This is a genomic window from Bacillus sp. ABA4_010, from assembly GCF_056159105.1.
Genome location: NZ_JBSWUN010000004.1, coordinates 210,243 through 230,751, shown reverse-complemented (window position 1 = coordinate 230,751; position 20,509 = coordinate 210,243). Strand labels below are relative to the sequence as shown.

Annotated in this window: 17 protein-coding genes and 1 pseudogene; 4 read left to right on the top strand and 14 right to left on the bottom strand. The window is 41.6% G+C overall.

Annotated features, from left to right (window positions below):
• Nucleotides 1-166: 166 nt before the first annotated feature.
• From ACXAEO_RS20760 to galU, 6 genes are all read right to left on the bottom strand, one after another.
• Nucleotides 167-1,432 carry an oligosaccharide repeat unit polymerase gene (locus ACXAEO_RS20760; RefSeq protein ID WP_474884649.1) on the bottom strand — a complete coding sequence of 422 codons (1,266 nt, stop codon included), beginning with the start codon at nucleotides 1,430-1,432 and terminating at the stop codon, nucleotides 167-169.
• Between the two features lie 32 nt (nucleotides 1,433-1,464).
• A complete protein-coding gene (gene murJ / locus ACXAEO_RS20755) occupies nucleotides 1,465-2,982 on the bottom strand; it encodes a murein biosynthesis integral membrane protein MurJ (RefSeq protein ID WP_474884648.1) in 1,518 nt (505 codons plus the stop codon).
• A gap of 11 nt (nucleotides 2,983-2,993) precedes the next feature.
• Entirely contained in the window at nucleotides 2,994-3,701 is a 708-nt protein-coding gene (locus ACXAEO_RS20750; RefSeq protein ID WP_474884646.1) for a WecB/TagA/CpsF family glycosyltransferase, read from the bottom strand.
• Nucleotides 3,702-3,785: 84 nt separating this feature from the next.
• Nucleotides 3,786-5,069 carry a nucleotide sugar dehydrogenase gene (locus ACXAEO_RS20745; protein WP_474884644.1) on the bottom strand — a complete coding sequence of 428 codons (1,284 nt, stop codon included), beginning with the start codon at nucleotides 5,067-5,069 and terminating at the stop codon, nucleotides 3,786-3,788.
• A gap of 274 nt (nucleotides 5,070-5,343) precedes the next feature.
• Nucleotides 5,344-6,657, bottom strand: a complete 1,314-nt coding sequence (locus ACXAEO_RS20740) for a UDP-glucose dehydrogenase family protein (RefSeq protein WP_474884642.1) — start codon at nucleotides 6,655-6,657, stop codon at nucleotides 5,344-5,346.
• Nucleotides 6,658-6,803: 146 nt separating this feature from the next.
• Nucleotides 6,804-7,679 (bottom strand): UTP--glucose-1-phosphate uridylyltransferase GalU, encoded by an 876-nt coding sequence (gene galU / locus ACXAEO_RS20735; protein ID WP_474884640.1) that lies wholly within the window; start codon nucleotides 7,677-7,679, stop codon nucleotides 6,804-6,806.
• Nucleotides 7,680-7,880: 201 nt separating this feature from the next.
• Between galU and ACXAEO_RS20730 the strand changes: the two genes are divergently transcribed.
• The 3 genes and pseudogenes from ACXAEO_RS20730 to ACXAEO_RS20720 all read left to right on the top strand — a co-directional run bounded on the left by ACXAEO_RS20730 (nucleotide 7,881) and on the right by ACXAEO_RS20720 (nucleotide 13,931).
• On the top strand, nucleotides 7,881-9,458 hold the full coding sequence (locus ACXAEO_RS20730) for a hypothetical protein (RefSeq protein ID WP_474884638.1): 1,578 nt from the start codon (nucleotides 7,881-7,883) through the stop codon (nucleotides 9,456-9,458).
• Nucleotides 9,451-12,200 (top strand): annotated as a pseudogene (locus tag ACXAEO_RS20725) (DEAD/DEAH box helicase). The gene ACXAEO_RS20730 and the pseudogene ACXAEO_RS20725 overlap by 8 nt, the downstream one beginning before the upstream one ends.
• A 654-nt stretch (nucleotides 12,201-12,854) precedes the next feature.
• Nucleotides 12,855-13,931, top strand: a complete 1,077-nt coding sequence (locus tag ACXAEO_RS20720) for a C40 family peptidase (protein ID WP_474884636.1) — start codon at nucleotides 12,855-12,857, stop codon at nucleotides 13,929-13,931.
• 383 nt (nucleotides 13,932-14,314) lie between these two features.
• Here ACXAEO_RS20720 and ACXAEO_RS20715 read toward each other — a convergent pair whose 3' ends face one another.
• Complete coding sequence (locus ACXAEO_RS20715; protein ID WP_474884634.1) at nucleotides 14,315-14,650, bottom strand: single-stranded DNA-binding protein; 336 nt, start codon at nucleotides 14,648-14,650, stop codon at nucleotides 14,315-14,317.
• Between the two features lie 111 nt (nucleotides 14,651-14,761).
• Between ACXAEO_RS20715 and ACXAEO_RS20710 the strand changes: the two genes are divergently transcribed.
• Nucleotides 14,762-15,205, top strand: a complete 444-nt coding sequence (locus ACXAEO_RS20710) for a YwpF family protein (protein ID WP_474884633.1) — start codon at nucleotides 14,762-14,764, stop codon at nucleotides 15,203-15,205.
• A 69-nt stretch (nucleotides 15,206-15,274) separates the two neighbouring features.
• Here the strand turns inward: ACXAEO_RS20710 and ACXAEO_RS20705 are convergent, their stop codons facing one another.
• From ACXAEO_RS20705 to mreB, 7 genes are all read right to left on the bottom strand, one after another.
• Nucleotides 15,275-15,433 (bottom strand): hypothetical protein, encoded by a 159-nt coding sequence (locus tag ACXAEO_RS20705; RefSeq protein WP_474884631.1) that lies wholly within the window; start codon nucleotides 15,431-15,433, stop codon nucleotides 15,275-15,277.
• A gap of 520 nt (nucleotides 15,434-15,953) precedes the next feature.
• Nucleotides 15,954-16,334, bottom strand: coding sequence for a hypothetical protein (locus ACXAEO_RS20700; RefSeq protein ID WP_474884629.1), 381 nt, complete (start codon nucleotides 16,332-16,334; stop codon nucleotides 15,954-15,956).
• Between the two features lie 160 nt (nucleotides 16,335-16,494).
• Nucleotides 16,495-16,782 (bottom strand): hypothetical protein, encoded by a 288-nt coding sequence (locus ACXAEO_RS20695; protein WP_474884628.1) that lies wholly within the window; start codon nucleotides 16,780-16,782, stop codon nucleotides 16,495-16,497.
• A gap of 142 nt (nucleotides 16,783-16,924) precedes the next feature.
• Complete coding sequence (gene fabZ, locus ACXAEO_RS20690; protein WP_474884626.1) at nucleotides 16,925-17,362, bottom strand: 3-hydroxyacyl-ACP dehydratase FabZ; 438 nt, start codon at nucleotides 17,360-17,362, stop codon at nucleotides 16,925-16,927.
• 23 nt (nucleotides 17,363-17,385) lie between these two features.
• Complete coding sequence (locus ACXAEO_RS20685; RefSeq protein WP_474884624.1) at nucleotides 17,386-18,228, bottom strand: flagellar hook-basal body protein; 843 nt, start codon at nucleotides 18,226-18,228, stop codon at nucleotides 17,386-17,388.
• Nucleotides 18,229-18,263: 35 nt separating this feature from the next.
• Nucleotides 18,264-19,100: a flagellar hook-basal body protein gene (locus ACXAEO_RS20680; protein WP_474884622.1), complete on the bottom strand. Its 837-nt coding sequence runs from the start codon at nucleotides 19,098-19,100 to the stop codon at nucleotides 18,264-18,266.
• 165 nt (nucleotides 19,101-19,265) lie between these two features.
• Nucleotides 19,266-20,267 carry a rod shape-determining protein MreB gene (gene mreB, locus ACXAEO_RS20675; protein WP_474884620.1) on the bottom strand — a complete coding sequence of 334 codons (1,002 nt, stop codon included), beginning with the start codon at nucleotides 20,265-20,267 and terminating at the stop codon, nucleotides 19,266-19,268.
• Between the last annotated feature and the right edge of the window lie 242 nt (nucleotides 20,268-20,509).

Sequence of the window (20,509 nt, the reverse complement as noted above, 5' to 3'; positions counted from 1 at the left end):
CTGACAAAGAAAAAATGAGAAAAACGCCTAAACGTTTAGGCGTTTTTCTCATTGGGCTACCAACCGAGGTTATTATTTCAAAAGAAGGAAATATTTCTCTCTGTCTCCATTTTACCATTTAACTTCATGAAGGACAATTTGTTTTTTCTGTTTTCTTCTAAATAATTCACCGACTTGGCAATTTTCGATTTTGCTCGATACTTGTCGAAACAATCGCATACACGATCATAATTAAAAATACCAAATCTAGTAAACCAGTATGAATCGAAATCATGAAAATCGTCATAACGAAGCCATAAGCAATCGTTTGATATGATTTCGTACCCGTTGCCATCATACGGTTATAAAGCATCGTCAACACAGCTCCGTAAAAAGCTAAGCCGAGAATGACCGTAATATAGCCGCCTTCAATAAATAACTGCCCTAAAATAGTTGGTGTTGTTGTCCGCCCTGGACGTGTAATGTAGTTCCCGTCTTGAATCGCATACGAGTTCACCGCATCCGTAATCATCATCCGTGGTGAAATTTGTTCACCCGGCAACACCGTTGAGAAAATGCCTTTATGAAGTTCACCTTTTAAATAACCGTAATCTTCTGTGTACTCCATAATTTTACTCACAACGATACGCCCTGTTACCATCGTTTCCGTTAAGGCACGAATCGCTTTTGGCGTTTTGTTCACTTCGCGTCGAAGCTGAAGCATTCGATCTTCTTTTTCTTCTGTCAGCTCTACTTGCGGGCCTTCTCGATCATTGAATGGCTTAGATGTATCCTCTGTTAACACACGGAACAAACCAAACAACGAGAAGGAGACAAAAAGAACCGTCATAAACATAATGAGCCATGATGTGCTAATGCGGCGCACCATGTAGTGGAAAATGAGCATCGATGTAAAGAACATGATGGCAATCGCCGTACGATAGCCCATCAGCATGAACGCTCCAAAAATTAATAACAATAAAACAACATACGTTTTCTTAAATTCCCCTTCTTTAATGATACGGTAACTAATAATGAAAATAACCGAAAACCATAAAAAGGTGCTTAAGAAATTAAGTTTTGGATCTAAGTTGCGTCGAATCGACTCATCGGCAATTCCGATTTGGCCTGTAAACAACATAATTAAATAGCTGACAAGACCAATAAGTCCGAGCAAATATAAAAACCAAATTGTTTTTCCCTTTAAAAATCCTAATCCAAATGTCGGAAATGTCCAGCCAAGCTTCGTTACAATAAAGACGGCCGCATAATAAGCCGCTAAGCCGACGAGAATGACTGGGATGATGTTTTTCTTCGCATCAAACAGCTCAACACGGCCGAAATCAAATAAGCTGAAGAAAAAGTAAATCATCATAATGGATGGAAAGAAAATGTAGGGAGAAAATACATCATATTTATTAATCGCTTGAATGAGACGATTGTTTTTGAACATACAGGTGTTGTTACTAAAGTCGTTAGTAACACTTACCCCCCTTCACTTGCTTTACGTTTAAATTGTTTAATGTTGATGAGCTCTCTCATCGATTGAGAACGGAGTAGAAGCAGCGATACAAAGTAAACCGTTCCTCCTATGACTGCCATTGCAGCCACATATACATAAAGATTCCACGCATCAATGAAGTGCTGAACCACTAATAAAACAGCGATCATAACAGCAGTCGCCGTAAACACTTTCGCATATTCCTTTGCGACATAGCGTACATTAAAACCTTCTGCCATTTTATACAACGTACTGAACGTAATGACTGAATATACAAACCCGACGATCGAGAATGATAATGCCAGTCCTGGCGCTCCCATCGTTTGAACAAAAATCGCATTGAAAATAACGTTACATACAATGGAAATCAGCCCGATTCGAAGCATATAATGCCCTTTTTCAAGGGTATAAAACCCTTTGGCGATTACTGCTTGAATGCTGTAAAAGACGACAGAACCGACGTAATAGACTGCATATTCACTCGTCAGTGCCGTAGATGTTGCGTCAAACGCTCCACGCTGATAAAAAATTTGGACAAGCTCCTCCATCAGCAATACCATGCCTGTAACCGTCGGCGCGACGAACAGGAACATGAATGACAGGCCTTTTTCAATTCCTTGCTTGAATAAGCCCATCTTCTGCTCGTTTTTTGCCTGTGCGAGAAGTGGAAAGATAATGGTCGCAATCGTGACACCAAAAATCGCCTGCGGAATGTTCACTAGACGGAAGGCATAGTTCAAGTTCGCCACAACCCCCTCCTCTAATCGCGAGGAAAAGATCGTGTTAATTAACAAGTTCACTTGTCCTACCGCAATCGTCAATCCGACAGGAAGAAAAATCATATAAAAGGCTGATACTTCACGCTTGTCCATCGGCTGCTTCCAATCCATAAAGCGGTTCGGCTTCAAATAGATTAGTTTAATAAGCAGCGAAATGAGCGTACCAATAAAGTATCCAAGTGCAGCCGAGTAAATACCGAACCGGTCATGGAATACAATAATGGCTCCAATGGTTGCCAGCACAACACTTGTTTGAGAAAACGTCGAAAAAGAAAACTTTTTCTGCGCATCAAAATACCCTTCGTACACTGCATTAATCCCCACAGCGAATACGGAGGCAAAGTAAATGACCGCCGTCCAAATGGCGACATCCATCGCTTCCGGCTTCGGATACACCGCTGGGATGATAACAGGCGAAAGGGCCATCCCTGCCGCTGCCGCTGCAAGGGAAATCCAAAAGGTTCCTTTGACGATATTCGTCAAATGGGAAAATCCTCGCCCAAGTGCATCGTATTTATAATAGCTCGGCAAAAAAGCTTCCTTCATGCCTGTAAGCATAAATAAAATGAGTGTATTCGGGATAATCATAGCCGCCAAATACGCATCTGCCTCATGAGAGGAGCCAAAATAATTGGCAATAACCAGATCGCGCAGCATGCTTGAAAATTTCAGCACAAAGGTAGAGATGATTAACAAAATACTGGCTAGTCGCAGCTTTGACATACGAAATCCTTCTATCCTTTAATGACTTTAATCAAGAATTTAGGCAAAATTAATTGTCTTTTCCAACGCCACGGTTCCTTCAGTAAGCGGTAAAACCACTCTAATCCAAACTTTTGGAAGAAAGCAGGGGCACGGTTAAGACGGCCCGATACGACATCAAACGATCCGCCCACTCCTTGATACACATACGGAGCTAGCTTTTCTTTATGCTCAATAATCCAATTTTCCTGTGCTGGACTTCCAAGCGCCACAAAAATGATTTCCGCCCCGGAACGATTAATCGTATCTGCAATGACAGCTTCGTCTTTTTCGTAGCCATGAAGCGTACCCGTAATTTGAATACCTGGAAACATTTCCTCAAGCTTTACTTTCGCTTCATCTGCAATGCCTGGCTTCGCACCATAAAGGAAAATCTTTTTATGATGAATGGTCGCTTCTTTGCAAAGCTGCAGCATCATATCAATTCCTGTTACACGCTGACGGATGTTTCCGCCTTTTAGGATGGACGCAATAATGACTCCGATCCCATCTGGAATTTGATAGGTGGCGGAGTTCAACAACTGACGCAAGCTCTCATCTTGTTGGGCTTTCATAATTTTTTCAGGATTAATGGCAACGATAAAAGCGTTTCTTTTCTCCTCAATGTCGGCTAACAAACGAGAGGTTAGCTGTTCATACGTTTCACCGCAAACATCTATCCCTAAGATGTTTTCTTTCATTTAATCACCTATTCAAAAAAGTTATCACACCATTCACCTTTTCAAGTGAATGGTGTCCAAAAACGACGTTCTATCAAAGTCTTATTAAAAGGCAGAATACTTGGAATCACCTAATAAGAACACATCAAATCCGCCTTGCTCCCAATTGTTGCGGTCCACACAGTTTTTCGTATCCACGATAACCTTTGTGCGCATTGGCTCAGCAACAGCTCCTGGCTGAAGCGACTTGAACTCATTATGGTCAGTTAAAATTAAAATAGCATCCGCGTGCGCGACCGCTTCCTCAAGGTGCTGTGTTTGGCGCGCCAGCTTGTTCTCTTTAATATGCGGATCATAGGCTGTATAATCCAAGCCAAGCTGTTCTAAATGATGGATGACTTCTGTTGACGGACTTTCGCGCATATCGTCAATGTTTCCTTTAAACGCTAGTCCAAGTACAGCCACTCGTCCGTGCTGAATGCCTTTTTGCTCCAAAATGTTTTTCACTTTCAAAGCCGTATATTCCGGCATAGCATCATTCGTTTGACGAGATAGGGAAATAATTTTCGCCAACTCCGGCTGTAATTCGACGAGGAACCAAGGATCAACTGCGATACAGTGACCGCCAACTCCAGGTCCTGGTAAATGGATATTAACACGTGGGTGATAGTTCGCCAATTTAATGGCTTCCCATGCGTTAACTCCAATTTTTTCACAAATTTTCGCGAGTTCATTCGCAAACGCAATGTTCACATCACGATACGTATTTTCAATGACCTTCACCATTTCGGCTGTCGTCGCATCTGTCACGTGAATGTTGCCTTCAACAAATGTTTTATAAAGCTCGACCGTCAAACGGCTTGATTCTTCATTGATACCGCCGACGATGCGGTCATTTTGAACAAGCTCTTCAAACACACGTCCTGGAATGACACGCTCCGGTGAGTGAGAGATGAACAGTTCTGTTCCAAATTCTAAACCTGTTTCCTGTAAGACCGGCATCATCACATCTTCTACCGTACGCGGCGGAACTGTCGATTCTAAAATAATCAAGTTCCCTTTCTTCACATATGGCACGATTGATTTTGTCGCTTCACGTACATAGTTTAAATTTGCTGTTTTGTCTTCATTAATAGGGGACGGAACCGCAATGATGAACACATCTGCTTCTTCCGGTGTTGTCGCAACCGTAAAGTTCCCGCTGTCTACCGCCGAAGTTAGTCGTTCTTGTAAACCGTTTTCTTCTATATGAAGCTGTTTATTTCGGATCAGCTCTATCGCTTTTTCGTTAACGTCCACTCCATGGACGCGTAAGCCATGGTTTGCGAACATGACTGCTGTTGGTAACCCTATATATCCTAAGCCAACTACGCATAATTTCTTTGTCATTTCAAAAAATCTCCTTTGTATGACATCCCTAAGAATTTAAAACCTAAATGATATTATATCGAAAAATACAGAATCATGATAGCATTTATCTTAAATGATGAAAAGAAATTCCGCAAAGTCTCCCTTTATAGAACGGTGACTCTACACGTATTGTTCCTCTTTATAAGACAAAAGTTACATGTCCTTTCTTCCCATTACATAAACAAAAAGCGGCATGCACCGCTTTTCGTCCCGCTCTGTTCGTATCAAAATTATGAACAACTAAAGATGGTCGTTATGTTAGCTGATGAACTTCTTCCCGTCCAATTGATACATAAGTGAGCGGATAATTCTTCGCCTCATTTGGCTCATAGCAATTCCGCCCATCTAAAATGATCGGCGTTTTCATCTGTTCGACATAAACGGATAGTGGCAACGATTTAATTTCCGCCCATTCTGTTACGATAAAGGCAACCTCTGTATCTGTTAACGCTTCTTCTGGGGACGTCGCATACTGAAGACGCTCTCCATATAAACTTTTTACATGCTCTGCCGCAATCGGATCATACGCTTGAACAACTGCTCCCGCTTCCAACAATTTATCAATGAGCAACAAAGAAGCCGCTTCACGAATGTCGTCTGTATTTGGTTTAAAAGCAAGGCCGAGAACGGCCACTTTTTTGCCGTTTAGCGCACCTACTAAACGCTCCGCCTTCTCAAACAACACTGTTCGTTGCTGATTGTTTACTTCAATGACGGATTCAAGTAGGTTAAAACGATAATCAATTTGATCAGCAAGCTGCGCGAGTGCTTTCGTATCCTTTGGAAAACAGGAACCGCCATAACCGATGCCCGCATGCAAAAATTCTCGTCCAATCCGCTTGTCCATGCCGATGCCGTTGGCGACATCAGAAATATCTGCGCCAACACGTTCGCAAATATTGGCAATTTCGTTAATGAAACTAATCTTTGTTGCCAAAAAGGCATTGGCAGCATATTTAATCATTTCCGCACTTCGAATATTCGTCACGACAATCGGCAATCCAAACGGTTCATAAAGCTTTCTCATTTTCTCTCCTGCTTGCTCATCGTCTGTTCCGATGACAATCCGATCTCCGTTAAAAGTATCATGGATGGCCGAGCCTTCACGTAAAAACTCTGGATTGGAAACGACATCAATTTTAAGACTAGGCTTCTTGTTTTGCTCCATAATCTGTTGAATGTAATCATTCGTTCCTACAGGTACCGTACTTTTCGTAACAACAATAGCATCGCGGTTCACATGTTGAGCGATGGCTTCCGCTACCGCTTCGACATATTGAAGGTTCGCCGACCCATCTTTATTTTCCGGCGTCCCAACTGCTATATAAATAATGTCTTTATTTTGATACGCTTCTTCAGCTGAAGCCGTAAAAGTTAAGCGACCCGCTTCAATGTTTTTTTTCATCAGCTCATCAAGACCTGGTTCATAGATGGGGGATACCCCCGCTTTCATCCGCTGCACCTTTTGCTCATCGATGTCAAAGCATGTCACACGATACCCTATATCGGCTAGACATACTCCGGTCACAAGACCTACATAACCCGTTCCTGCGATTGAAATCTCCAAATCGTTCCCTCCAAACTGCCTTATTTCATATCTTTCCGTCGTACATGCTCTATTTTTAAAGGGCTAACTGGCAAGCCACGGTTTTCTTGCTTTTCTCGTAAAACTACTTGCACGTTTGCCCTTTCCGTTTCCTATTCATCTTAAAATTAACGGTGTGAGTTCATCATTTGGAAATATTGAAGCAAATCTTCTCGAAGGTCATCCCGTCTCAGTGCGAAGTCAATAGTCGCTTTAATAAACCCGAGCTTATCCCCGACATCATAGCGAACGCCCTCAAAATAATAAGCCATCACTGATTGAAATTGACTCAGTTGCATAATCGCATCCGTTAATTGGATTTCTCCGCCCGCTCCCGGTGGAAGTCCTTCCAGCACTTGAAAGATTTCCGGCGTCAATACATACCGCCCCATAATCGCATAGTTAGAGGGAGCGTCATGAAGAGCCGGCTTTTCAACAAGAGATTGAATTTCAAATACCCCTCGGTCTAACGGCTCGCCTTTTGGTGCGACAATCCCGTATTTCGATACATCCTCATCTGATACTTGCTGAACCCCGATCACCGAACAGCGCTGCTTTTCATATACATCCATGAGCTGACGCAAACATGGGGTTTCTGACTGGACAATGTCATCGCCAAGCATAACCGCAAACGGCTCGTCACCGATGAATGTTCGGGCACAATGAATGGCATCCCCTAAGCCTTTCGGTTCTTTTTGGCGAATATAATGGATATTCGCTAGATTTGAGATGGCTTGAATTTCCTCAAGTCGCTCCCATTTCTCTTTTTGGGCCAACGTTTCTTCAAGCTCATATGATTTATCAAAATGGTCTTCAATGGCGCGTTTGCCGCGGCCGCTAATAATCATAATATCTTCAATGCCCGAAGCAACCGCTTCTTCGACAATATATTGAATGGTCGGTTTATCTACAATCGGAAGCATTTCTTTTGGCTGGGCTTTTGTGGCCGGCAAAAAACGAGTCCCCAAGCCGGCTGCCGGAATAATCGCTTTGCGAATTGTCATCTCCTGACTCCCCCTATTTCCGCTTTCCTTCTATTTATCCCTATTATATTAAAGAAATTCCCCCCTCTATGCGAAGGGAATGTAAAGAACTTGTTAAATTCATCGTTCACACACGAACTTATCATACCAAAACCTTTTGTTGAATGCTATTTGAATCCTTTATAATGGAAAATACAATATAAACAAGCGGAGGCGTCCAACATGCAAGAACCTATTCTTCAAGCAGGAGAACAGTTAATCCGCCTTTTGGATTACCAAGATGAAGCGAATCGGCAGCGAATCAAAAAGGGCTTAGCTTTATACCGACAAGGCTATGTTTATAATTTAAAAGAACTCGAACATTACACCGGTGTGGTCGTTTATGACGAACAGGAGCAGATGGTACTACTGAACTTAAATGATTTATCACAAAGTGAATGTGGGTGCAACGCCCCTTTTTTCTGCATTCACCGCCTAGCAGGATTTTTTTATGCATACGCTACAAAAGGGCTTGTCGGCAATTTGCTTGATCAATGGAAACAGCAATCCGCCGCCACTCCTTCGTTAGCGGCTTTTCGTACACAGAAGGGATTCGCAAAGAAAGAAGCTTCTCTTGAGGATTGGCAGTCCCTCTTTGAGGAACACTATGAGCAATTTTCCAGAACGAGGCTTGCCCAAAGCATGTCAATTTATCAAGGATTTTATGAAACCTTCTTTAAAGGATTAAAAAAAGAAGCCCCTTCCCGCTCTCCGTATCGAGAGTTATTTATCATTCATGCAGGGATGGCCGCATGCATGAAAATATGTGATGAATTGAGCAAAAATACATTATCGAAACAGTCTTTTAACACCTTTGTCCGGACACCGCTTTCGCAAATTTTATATGATGTAGAGCAATGCATCCAGTTGATGAATCAAACAGCCATGCCTTTCTCTGCTGACCAATTGTTGGATGAAATAAAAGTTCAAGCCCGCCGCCTGCTCTTTTACTCCTCACTCATCCAATATGAACGAATTGATTTGTACCGGACGATTTGGTCCGAGCTGCTGAAGCGGCCGAAGTGGCTAAAAGAGGAGACAGAGAGGCTTGAAAACGAGGAGAAACTTTCTCTCGAACGAGATGTCGCCTGGGCTCATTTACTCGTTTTACAAGAACAAGACGAACAAGCGGTTGTTGTTGTAAAACAGGCAGATGAAGGGATTTTCCCTTACACTTTTAAATGGGCAAAAGAGCATATTTATCATAAAGATGAACAAAAAGCACAGCATTGGGTTACTTACATCCACGAAAAAATGAAGGCCTATGTTCAAACGATGCCGTCTTATCAGGCGAGCCGTACGATCGTTTCCATGTTGTTGTCTTTATTTGAAGATTACAGTGAACTGCGCCGTGAGCAAACGATTTACGAGCAAGCTTTGCGCCAGCTTTTGCCATATAGCTTCGTTGAATATAGCCACCATTTATACGAGCAAGGGCAGCTACAAACATGGTTGGAGCTTCAAGCCGCCTTCCGTTATGACATCTTAGAATATGACCGGAGCATCTTAAAAGACATTGAACGAGAAAACCCGCGCTGGCTGTTGCCGGTTTATCACCAATCGGTTCACCAGCTTATTGAGAAGAAAACCCGTGCGAGCTACGAAGAAGCCGTGCAGCACTTGAAGGAATTAAAACGCCTCTATCAAAAACTTGGAAACGAGGATGAGTTCACGCGGTATATGACCAAGCTCGTCCAATCGACGAAACGGTTGCGCGCTCTTCAAGAAGCATTACAGAAAGGAAAGCTGATTCATGATTGATTTATTTTCTATTACTCTACATGCTAAACAAACGGATGATGATTCCTTTTTTATTTACTTTACCGACTCCAAAAAGGAAAAAGTTCATCCAGACATGTGGAAACAAGCAGTCTTTTTTTGGCATGAGGCCTCCTTTTACGGCACTTTTCTCAAAACGATTAAACAAGATGGATATGACGGAATTCTATTATCTCCTTCATTTGCCCTTTCTTTTTTTGACGGCTTAACAACCGACCATGTCCTCGATTACAGCTTAAGCGAGGAGGCACGCCTTTATCTACAAAGTGCTGCCACCATTTCTGACTGCATTCAACAAGAATCATTCGAACCCGATTTTTCTGCTTGGAAGGACGGGAAAATGGCTTGGTCAGCTAATCATCTCAATTCGTTCGAACGCTCGTGGTTGTCCGCAGCCATTAATGAAACGATTGAAACAGACGAACTAACAGGAAAGGTGTGGAAGCAGTTGCTGGAAGCATACCCGCCTTTAAGCAAACCGCAACCTGTTTTCGATGAACAAGACTGGCTCGAAAAAATTGGACGCACAGGTCAAACCATTCCCTTTTCGTTTCAGCTTCGTCTTCAAGAGCCGCCAAATGGAGAAGAAGCTTGGCCATTAGACGTACTGCTTCGAGATGAAGAAACGAAGGAACTTTTCTCCTTTCCTGACGAGTTTCCTTCCTATTGGAAACCATATGAGTCCTTTATCGACCGGCAATTTCAAATGATTCAAGCGATGGTTCCCCCGTTAGCTGACAAAAGAACGGGACTGAAAGCAAGTTTGGCCGAAGAAGAAGTATGGGCCTTTCTAACTGAATGGAGCTTAACCTTATTGGAAACAGGGTTTCATATTCAACTTCCTTCATGGTGGCAAGCAGTTAAAGAGGCGCGCCTTTCTCTGAAAGCTTCCTTAAAAGACGCCGCTTCTCATGAACGCTCTGGCTTATTAGGCTGGCAGCCGTTGCTTGATTTCAATTGGAAAATCTCTACCGGTCATGTCGAGTTATCCGAAGAGCAGTTCCGGCAGCTTGTTGAAGAGAAGCGAAAACTTGTTCACATTGACGGGCAATGGATTCAATTAGATCCGCTCTTAGTCAAACATGTGCAGCGTCTTATGACAAAGGCGGAAAAAGAAGGACTCCGATTTTTTGATGTGCTCGAGCAAGAGCTGGCGACAGAAGAAAAGAATGAGCTTCTGCCGAATGAATTAGATGGCAAAAAACCGTTCTCCGCCATTGAAATTGAACTAAACGACACATTTACTTCTGTAGTAAAGCGCCTAACTCATTACACATCTATTCCTGAAAAAAAGGTGCCTGATTCGTTTTTAGGACAGTTGCGCCCTTATCAACAGCAAGGGGTCGATTGGCTGCTTTTTTACGAGAGATTGGGCTTGGGGGCTGTCTTGCCGATGATATGGGACTTGGAAAAACTGTACAGATTCTCGCCTATATGTCGTATGTACAGCAACACGAAAACACGGGGGCATTGTTAATTGTATGCCCGACGTCTGTTCTTGGAAATTGGCAAAAAGAAATAGAACGGTTCGCCCCTCACTTGAAGAGCTACACTCACTACGGACCGAAGAGAAAGCGAGAGGCAGATTTCCGTCAGGCTGCTCAACAGGCCGACATCGTCCTCACGTCTTATACCCTTTTGGCGATGGATTTAGAAGACCTTTCTAGCATTAAATGGGGAGCCGCCATCTTAGATGAAGCACAAAACATTAAAAATGCGCAAACGAAGCAGGCGAGAGCCGCACGTAAGCTGAAGGCAGACCATCATGTCGCCTTAACCGGAACCCCGCTGGAGAATCGATTAACTGAACTATGGTCACTGTTTGACTTTATGAACCCGGGATATTTAGGCAGCCTGAACCGTTTTAAAACACAGTTCGTCGTACCAATTGAAAAACAAGAGCAACCAGAAAAGATTGACCAACTACAAAGACTCGTCCGTCCATTCATGCTTAGACGAACCAAACAAGATAAGGAAGTCGCACTCAACCTTCCTCCGAAGCAAGAGCAAAAGGAATATGTCAGCTTAACACTTGAACAAGCTTCGTTATATGAACAGCTCGTAAAAGACACATTCGCTGATTTGCAAAAGCTGTCCGGGTTTGAACGGAAGGGGCGAATTTTGAAGCTGTTGACAAAGCTAAAGCAGCTATGTGACCATCCCGCTCTTTATTTAAAAGAAAAGCGCCCGAAACAACTGTTGCAACGCTCAGTCAAAATGGAAAAACTACTCGAACTTGTAGAGCATGTCCGACTGCAAAATGAAAGTTGCTTAATTTTTACTCAATATATTGAGATGGGTGAAATGATGAAAGAACTTCTAGAAAAAGCGATGGGAGAGGATGTGCTTTTCTTACATGGAGGGGTAACGAAAGACGGACGCGATCGGATGATCTCCGCTTTCCAAGAACGAAAGAACCACCTCTTTATCCTTTCTCTTCACGCAGGAGGAACGGGGCTAAATTTAACAGCCGCCAACCATGTCATCCATTTTGACCGATGGTGGAACCCAGCCGTGGAAAACCAAGCAACAGACCGTGCATACCGATATGGCCAAACACGCTTTGTCCATGTGCATAAACTCATTACGTTAGGAACCATTGAAGAAAAAATCGATCAAATCATCGAACGAAAATCGGCGTTAAACAATCAAATTATCCAAAGTGAAAACTGGGTCACCGAACTGTCAAACGAAGAACTAGAAGAACTATTTGCCTATCAATAACAGGGCTATAAAAGAAAGATACACCTTTAAGTAAGAGGACCTCCATCACACGTTCTTTACACCTGTCGAATGTGCCCTCACAAATCTAGAAGATTAACCATGTCCGTTCTTTGGTCATGGTCAATCTTCCAAGATCGATATAATAAAAAAAGGAGAATGAGATGAGTAACGAGAATAAAAAGAGAGAGAAAGAAACAAAAAAATCCATAAAAAAAGATGAAAAATGGCAAGAACTTTACCGATTATTAAAAGAGAGGCTAACAAAATGAAGGACCTGTCCTAATAAAAAGCTCGACACATGTCGACTTTTAGAGCTTTTCTAGTCAATGAGATTAATGTCTAACACTATATAATCTAGTCCACTTTTCTTAAGTCGAAGGGTTTCCAGCCTCTCATTTAACTCTTTACATTTAGGGGAATCCCTATCATAGTATATATACACATATATTACCATTCTTGGTTAAAAAAGAGTTTTATACTGTTAAGCGTATTCAACATTCGTTATTCGTACTAATTAGATGTAGAACATTGAGTATCTTCCACTCAAAAAATCGACACCATCGTTTAGTCGAAGAAAGTTCAAAATCAATTATTTAGACCCGTTAATATAATACTAGATTCATATACATTAAACTCGTTACAGGAGGATTTATCATGAAAAGGAAAGTTCTCTCCGCATCAACCTTTGCAGCCATAGGCGGCGTTGCGTTATTTCAAACTCCCGCCCACGCAGACTCAATTGAAGTCAAACCTGGCGATTCTCTTTGGTCGCTCTCAAAAGCCTACAATACAACAGTAGACGCACTGAAAGCATCGAACAATTTAACTTCTAACACCATTTACGTCGGACAAAAGCTAAAAATTGAGGATTTCGATCGTGTTGCTTCTTCTGTACAAGCTAAAGCGAAAACATCCGTTCCAGATGTGACAGAAGACACAAGTACATATACGGTGCAGCCAGGAGATTCTTTATCAAAAATTGCTCAACAGTTCCAAATGACTGTTACAGAGCTTAAAAACTTAAATTTACTTCGATCAGATACCATTTATGCTGGACAAACACTCAAGCTTATCAACGAAGAGTCCGAACAAAAGACTGTACAGACACCGACTTCTGTTTCAACAAGCACTAGTTCTGAAAAAGCAGAAACAACGGCTGATACGTATACAGTGAAATCTGGAGACACACTTTGGAAGATTGCACAGCGATTTGGAATGACGACTTCCGAATTAAAATCTTTAAACTTATTGCGCTCCGATACTGTGTATGTGAATCAAACGCTCAAGTTAAAAGCAGGGGCTGCTCCTTCTGACACAAAAGACGTCAAACCAGTGCAAACGACAGAACCAGCGTCCTCATCCGTGACGTTAAATATTACAAAGCTGATTACAGATGCAAAATCCGTTATTGGCACTCCATATCAATGGGGAGGAACGTCAACATCTGGATTTGATTGCAGTGGATTCATTCACTATGTACTTAATAAACAAACACCAAGCAAACGCTTGAACACAGCAGATTACTGGGGACTATCGACTACCGTTAAAGAACCAGCAATTGGGGATTTTGTATTCTTTAGCACTTACACATCTGGTCCATCCCATATGGGGATTTATGTCGGAAATCGCCAATTTATCCACGCAGGTAGTTCAACGGGTGTTACCATTTCAAGTATGGACAGCAGTTATTGGAAAGAGCGCTACTTAGGGGCAAAGCGATTCGGTCAGTAAACGCGAATCACCTTCACGTCCTTAGTCAGGGCCAACAAACCTAGTCATACTTTCACAACATACAAAGATGCGGAGCCGCTAATCGGCCCGCATCTTTGTTGTTTCTCTATAAGACAAAAAAAGCTCGATTAGCCACAAGCCAATCGAGCAATCATATGAGGCCACATACGAGGAGTAATTTTCTCTCTAAAGGAATGATGGATTGATTAAGAAAAGGCGGGGCTCCTTTTCTTCTTTCGAAAGGAACTTCTACATAAGTAGAAGTCAATAGGAGAGGAAAAAGAAAGCTGCTAAAGTAAAAAACCTCACCTCCCTTCAGGCACATATCCAGATTACGGCGTCTTTATTGATAGAAGGAATACGGTTACAACGCAGCGGAAACACTATACTTGAACAGGTACCGTTTGACTCAAAAATTTAATTCGTTCCGCCACTACTTCTGTTACATATATTTTTTGATTCGGTTCCTTCTCATAATTTCTCGTTTGAATTCTCCCTTTAATAGCGACCATAGTACCTTTTTGACAGCGCTGAGCGGTGCTTTCTGCACTTTTGCGCCATAACGTGACCGTGATAAAATCAGACTGCACTTCACCGTCTTGAGAACGAAAATCTCTAGGTACGGCAACTGTAATAAAACAGTAAGGAACACCATCCGCTGTGTAACGCAAATCCGGATCTTTCGTTAATCTTCCAACTAAAATGGCTTGATTCAACATAAATCTCCATCTCCTTACAAGAATAAACGTGTCATTTTTAGATCTCATTTCAAACATTTACCATCACTGTGTTATAATAGATGAGGAAGTCAAAATAACAGGGGGGATTAGATGAAAACCTTCAAGCTTGTTGCTTTGGAAGTCAAGCTGTCAGACGCTGCTCATGAGGTTTATCAACCTGTGGAACTGATAGATGGGTTAATTATTAATAAAGAAACAGAGGAAAATTGTTGGATTATTGAAGCATTGCTTCCGAATAAATTTCTTGCATATTTTGAAGAGCCGCTTCACCGAAATGAATCGTTCAAACTTCAAGCAACCATCTCGAATCCAAGCAACGACCCAGCAAACTTTACTGTCCACATTATCGGAATTACAAAGATGGAACACCAATTCAGCTTACTTTTAGAAGGAATGCTTACAGGAAAGCGGATGCTATCCCCTGAAATGATTTTGCAAAACCTTATCCAAAAGGGATTAAGTGGGGATATGCTACTGCAAGAATTCACTTACCAATTACACGAAAAACGCCAAACGCGTTCAGCATTTAAATAACCTCCTACTGTCTTTCCTCCCCTTTAAACACTTACACTTGTATGTCATCGGACGGGAAAGGCTCCTTCCTCAAGGCCTTTCTATTTTTTTATGGAATGCTTGATACTGCTGAAGCGGATCAAATACGCTTATTTGAATTTGCTTCCCAAGAATGAGATGGTCATAATTATAGCGTTTCTCCCTCTCTTCCACATCACGGAGAATAGGTCTTTTTAAGTAATATTTCACTGCTTATTCCTCCTTTTTTCATGATTTCTCTTTTATGATAATATATTTTCCTGAAATTTCAATATTATTTTTTGTAAAAAAAATCCTTTTCCTAAAATACCTTTTAATTCTCTATTTTACTCGTGTTATTTAAAGAAATAGAACATTGATTATCAATTATTTATAGCACTACTAAAACAATCCATTCTTTCTTTGAAAAAAACTCTTTCTACCACTATTTCTTATATTTAAGCATAATATCCACCTTCTATTTATTTACAATTAATTTACAAATATTTTACATTTAATATTTCAACCATAACTTCCTTCCAGTTGTTCTTTATTAGATATAACTATTTCTATATAAAGAACAAAGCGAGCGAGCGCTAGCCATCCTTCTTTTCTTCACCATTTATTTCCCTTCATCCTCCACTTAAATAAGGAACAAAGCTAACAACGCAACGTTCTGGTACCGAAAATGAACGCCTTACTACTGGAATAAAAAAAGACCAAATAAAAAAACGCAGATGTCCCGCGTTTTTTATTTAGCCGTTAATTTGTCAATCCAGTACTTTGCCTCTGCCTTACATGAATACGTAATATGTTTTTTTCCTTTTTCTTCTAAAAGGGTGTTCAATTGATTAATTTGCTCGCTTGTTGGTTCTTCATTTACAATCTTTTCAATCGTTCCGTTAATTTTATCTGCCAGCTCTTGGTGAAATAAAGGATTGGCCTTTTCTTCTTCACCTAACCGTTCAAACCATGAAGCATGTTCTTCTATATACTCTCTCCATGAGCGGATAAAATCTTCAGCGCTGTATCGATCCTCGTTCCATTCAATTTGGCTCATATATTGTTCAAATGACGTTTGAATGGAGCGTGTAATACTAATTTTTACACCTTGTGGCAAGTTTTTTAACATCGATGAAAAGTACCTCCAAACTATTATCTGACTAATTTATAATTTTAGCAGACTTTAAAGTCACTGTCATCATTGATCAATGGTTTCTGAAAAGAACGGCATTCGAACAGATAACCTAAAAAGCCGGTCCCGTGTTGATGGAACCGACCTTTTGCTTTTATTACTCGTCTTTGTTATCCGCATCATTCATATCTTCTACATCTTCTACTGCATCTTCTGGGTCCGGCTGCATATCATTTTCATCATCGTTATTCATCATGCCGTCCTCATCTACCCCTGGTGCCATGTCATTTTCAGGTGTGACATCACCATTCATATCTTCATCTAGGGGGGCTTGCTCCATGTTCGGTTCTTCCTCAGGAGGCGGCTCTTGATCGCCGTTACAACCTGCAAGCATCATAGCGGATAAAACTGTACCTGTTAATGTGAGAAACCATTTTTTATTCATGGTCATTCTCCTTTCAAAATTTGTGCATGACCTCTATCTTACGGTTCGGTCTTTGCTTATCTTGTCCGATATGAATCAGGTTATACCTTTTTATAAAAGAAAAAAGCTGCTTAAAAAGCAGCTCCCTTCTTTTAACATCTCTTTATTTCGCTTGTTTCTCTCCAAGCGCGAACATAATTTCCGCCTCGCATACAACTTCGCCGTCGACAGTAGCAATCGCCTTTCCTTTTCCAATCGAGCCACGTACACGTACCATTTCTACTTCTAATCGTAGCTGATCCCCTGGTTTGACCTGCTTTTTAAAACGACAGTTATCAATCCCTGTAAAGAACGCTAAACGCCCACGGTTTTCTTCTTTTTTCAGCATCGCTACGGCACCTACTTGAGCTAGTGCCTCAACGATTAACACGCCAGGCATAACAGGATAATCTGGGAAGTGCCCGTTAAAAAATTCTTCATTAACCGATACATTTTTAATTCCAACGGCTGATTTACCTTCTTCTACTTCTAAAATGCGATCAACAAGTAAAAAAGGATAGCGATGTGGAATAATCTCTTGGATTTCTTGGATATTCAACATATTGAATCAATTCCCTTCCTAAGTTATGAACGGAGGCCGTTTACAAGTCCCATCATTTGATCAGCAATCGAGATGGACTTCGAATTAAATTGATAAGCTCTTTGAGTAATCATTAATTCTGTCATCTCGGAAGCCATATTCACATTGGATTCCTCCAACGCGCCTTGAAGAACGTTTAAGTTAGCTCGTCCTTCACCTTCTACTTCCTCTAAGACATCTGGAATCGTTAAATTTAAAGCATTTAAATTAGGGAGCCCAAATAGGTTATTCCCCTTCCCCTGAAGCAAATGAGGTCTTTTCACTTCCACAACGCCTAACTCAAACGTTTGCTCCTCATTTTCTGAGATAGCCGTAAAATTCCCTTTTGAATCAATACGAACTTCTGTCACCGGTCCTTGCACAATAATAGGAGCTCCGTTCGGGTCCGCTACGGCATTTCCTTTTGAGTCGGCCAGCATCCATTGACCTTCATTAGTAGTCTGCGTTAGTTGAAATGACCCGTCTCTTGTATAACGTACAGTCGGCTGACCATTTTCATTCACTAACACCTTAAAAAATTGATTTTCCTGTGTTAAAGCTACATCCAGCAATCTTCCCGTTTGCTTAACTGCACCGGCATCCAGTTGAATACTCGTATGAGCGATTTTTGCTCCTGACCCTTGACGGATCCCCATTGGCGTACTTCTGCCCACTTCTACCGTTTCATTCGGCTGATTGTTGAACTGCTGATACAGCATCTCACTGAAGTTGGCTTCTTGACGTTTATATCCAGTTGTATTGACATTGGACATATTATGGCTGATTAAGTCTAGTTGCTGTTGCAGTTGAGTCATCGTATTTGAAGCAGTAATCATTGAGCGGTTCAATGTAAGTTCCCCCTGTTTTAGCTTTTCAACATTTCTTAACGAAGACGGCCGATTTCATTTGCCGCTTTCTCCATACTTCGGTCATAAGCTTGGATAATTTTCTGATTGGCTTCAAAGGCCCGGTAAGAGCTTAACAGTTCCGTCATCGTCTGTGTCGCATCCACATTCGAACCTTCTAGCATCCCTTGCTGCAAGTTAAAGCTCACGTCCGGATTCCCAAGAGCGGTTGGAAGGGCCGTGTTATCTTCCGTTCGATATAAGCCGCTTCCTTCCTTCATCATCACGTTTGCGTTAACAGCCTGCGCAATATTCAGTTGCCCTACAACTTGCCCATTTTCTGTTACAAGCCCTTGTGGACCAACCTGAAAATCGGTTCCTTGCAGTTGAATCGGCTCATTATTCTCATCCATGACATACAAACCTTCATTCGTCGTCAAAAAGCCTGCGGGATCCACCGTAAAATTTCCGTTTCTCGTATAGCGCAGTTCATTGTTTGCATCGCTGACTGTAAAGAAAAATGTCCCTTTATTACCGTCTTCATCAACAGGCACCACACCATCAATAATCGCTATATCCGTGTTCCGTCCCGTGTCTTTCAAGGAACCTTGTACAAAGGAAGGTGTTATGTCCTGCATATAAACGCCCGTATTTAGCGTCCCGATGCTCTCCCTCACTGTTCGTTCGGAGCGCTCACTCCCTGGAACCCCTGTACTTTCCATCTGTTGCAGAAGCATTTCTGGAAAAGCTCTTAAAGAGGACTGATCCGCCTTAAATCCTGGTGTATTCACATTAGCAAGATTATTTGTCAACATATCCGTTTTTCGTTGCTGAGACAGCATGCCTGTTGTCGCCGTATAAAAACCTTTAAACATTTTTCTTCACCCTTTGCAGAAAATAAACTTTTATCCATATGAACCGGAAGCAGAACCTAAAACAAGGAGCTACTCTCCGTCAACATCCGATTTATTAACAAGACATCTACCGATGACTAGAAAATTATTCTTATCTAATTAGTTTATCGTCACTTTAGGAGAAATTTAAATAAGTTGGCGACGTGGTAATTTATCCATATTATCCAACATGATCCCCGTCCCAATGGCTACACAATCCATCGGGTTTTCCGCAATAAGAACTGGGACTTTCAATTCTTCAGCCAATAGCTGATCGATGCCGTGAAGCAACGCTCCGCCCCCAGTTAAGATAACACCTCGGTCAATAATGTCTGCTGAAAGCTCTGGAGGAGTGCGTTCCAGTACGCTTTTAGACGCTTGGACAATGGAAGCCACCGATTCACGAAGAGCACCTTCTACTTCATGAGAACGAACCGTAATCGTGCGAGGAAGGCCGCTCACCATGTCTCTTCCGCGAATGTCAATTTCTTCGTCTCTAGAGCCTGGGAATACCGTTCCAATTTTCACTTTCACATCTTCCGCTGTACGTTCACCAATTAACAGCTTATATTCACGTTTGACGTAATTAAGAATTTCGTGGTCGAATTTATCTCCAGCTGTTTTAATTGACGAGGACGTAACGATGTCCCCCATAGACAGAACCGCGACATCGGTCGTACCACCGCCAATGTCCACTACCATATTACCGCTCGGCTGGAAAATGTCCATTCCTGCCCCAATTGCCGCAACTTTTGGTTCTTCTTCTAAATACACTTTCTTACCACCGCTTTTTTCCGCTGCTTCGCGAATTGCTTTTTGTTCAACCGATGTAATATTGGTTGGGCAGCAAATTAAAATACGCGGCTTTGATAAAAAGCCTTTTACATTCAATTTATTAATAAAATGCTTAAGCATTGCTTCTGTAATATCAAAGTCAGCAATGACACCATCCTTCAAAGGACGAATGGCAACAATATTGCCTGGTGTACGCCCAACCATCCGTCTGGCCTCTTCGCCCACCGCTAATACCTTCCCAGTGTTTTTATCAATTGCTACCACTGAAGGTTCATTTAATACAATTCCTTTTCCTTTAACATGAATTAATACGTTAGCTGTACCAAGGTCAATTCCAATATCTTTTGCTAACATTTTATATCCTCCTTCCATCCAACGAGTGCTTGTCCCGTCTAAAGAGCAGTTCATCCTCCACTCTTGAAGGAGGATAGCCGCCATCATTTTTACCTAATTAAATATTTTATCATAAATTAACCCTGAATGTTGAATTATTTCTGTCTATAACGTGTTCAACTGTTCAAAACCTTTTTTTACGATTTGTATGTACTTATCAAGCAGGGAAAATCCTGAAAGTTACAGGCATTCATTGAACAGGT

Coding starts and splice junctions, on each gene's coding strand:
- ACXAEO_RS20680 (WP_474884622.1), bottom strand. CDS start 19,100: ATGTTTAAAGGTTTTTATACGGCGACAACAGGCATGCTGTCTCAGCAA.
- ACXAEO_RS20715 (WP_474884634.1), bottom strand. CDS start 14,650: ATGTTGAATCAAGCCATTTTAGTTGGAAGATTAACGAAAGATCCGGAT.
- ACXAEO_RS20760 (WP_474884649.1), bottom strand. CDS start 1,432: ATGTTCAAAAACAATCGTCTCATTCAAGCGATTAATAAATATGATGTA.
- ACXAEO_RS20695 (WP_474884628.1), bottom strand. CDS start 16,782: ATGAATAAAAAATGGTTTCTCACATTAACAGGTACAGTTTTATCCGCT.
- ACXAEO_RS20700 (WP_474884629.1), bottom strand. CDS start 16,334: ATGTTAAAAAACTTGCCACAAGGTGTAAAAATTAGTATTACACGCTCC.
- murJ (WP_474884648.1), bottom strand. CDS start 2,982: ATGTCAAAGCTGCGACTAGCCAGTATTTTGTTAATCATCTCTACCTTT.
- ACXAEO_RS20710 (WP_474884633.1), top strand. CDS start 14,762: ATGAAAACCTTCAAGCTTGTTGCTTTGGAAGTCAAGCTGTCAGACGCT.
- ACXAEO_RS20720 (WP_474884636.1), top strand. CDS start 12,855: ATGAAAAGGAAAGTTCTCTCCGCATCAACCTTTGCAGCCATAGGCGGC.
- ACXAEO_RS20730 (WP_474884638.1), top strand. CDS start 7,881: ATGCAAGAACCTATTCTTCAAGCAGGAGAACAGTTAATCCGCCTTTTG.
- ACXAEO_RS20750 (WP_474884646.1), bottom strand. CDS start 3,701: ATGAAAGAAAACATCTTAGGGATAGATGTTTGCGGTGAAACGTATGAA.
- mreB (WP_474884620.1), bottom strand. CDS start 20,267: ATGTTAGCAAAAGATATTGGAATTGACCTTGGTACAGCTAACGTATTA.
- ACXAEO_RS20745 (WP_474884644.1), bottom strand. CDS start 5,069: ATGACAAAGAAATTATGCGTAGTTGGCTTAGGATATATAGGGTTACCA.
- galU (WP_474884640.1), bottom strand. CDS start 7,679: ATGACAATTCGCAAAGCGATTATTCCGGCAGCCGGCTTGGGGACTCGT.
- fabZ (WP_474884626.1), bottom strand. CDS start 17,362: ATGTTGAATATCCAAGAAATCCAAGAGATTATTCCACATCGCTATCCT.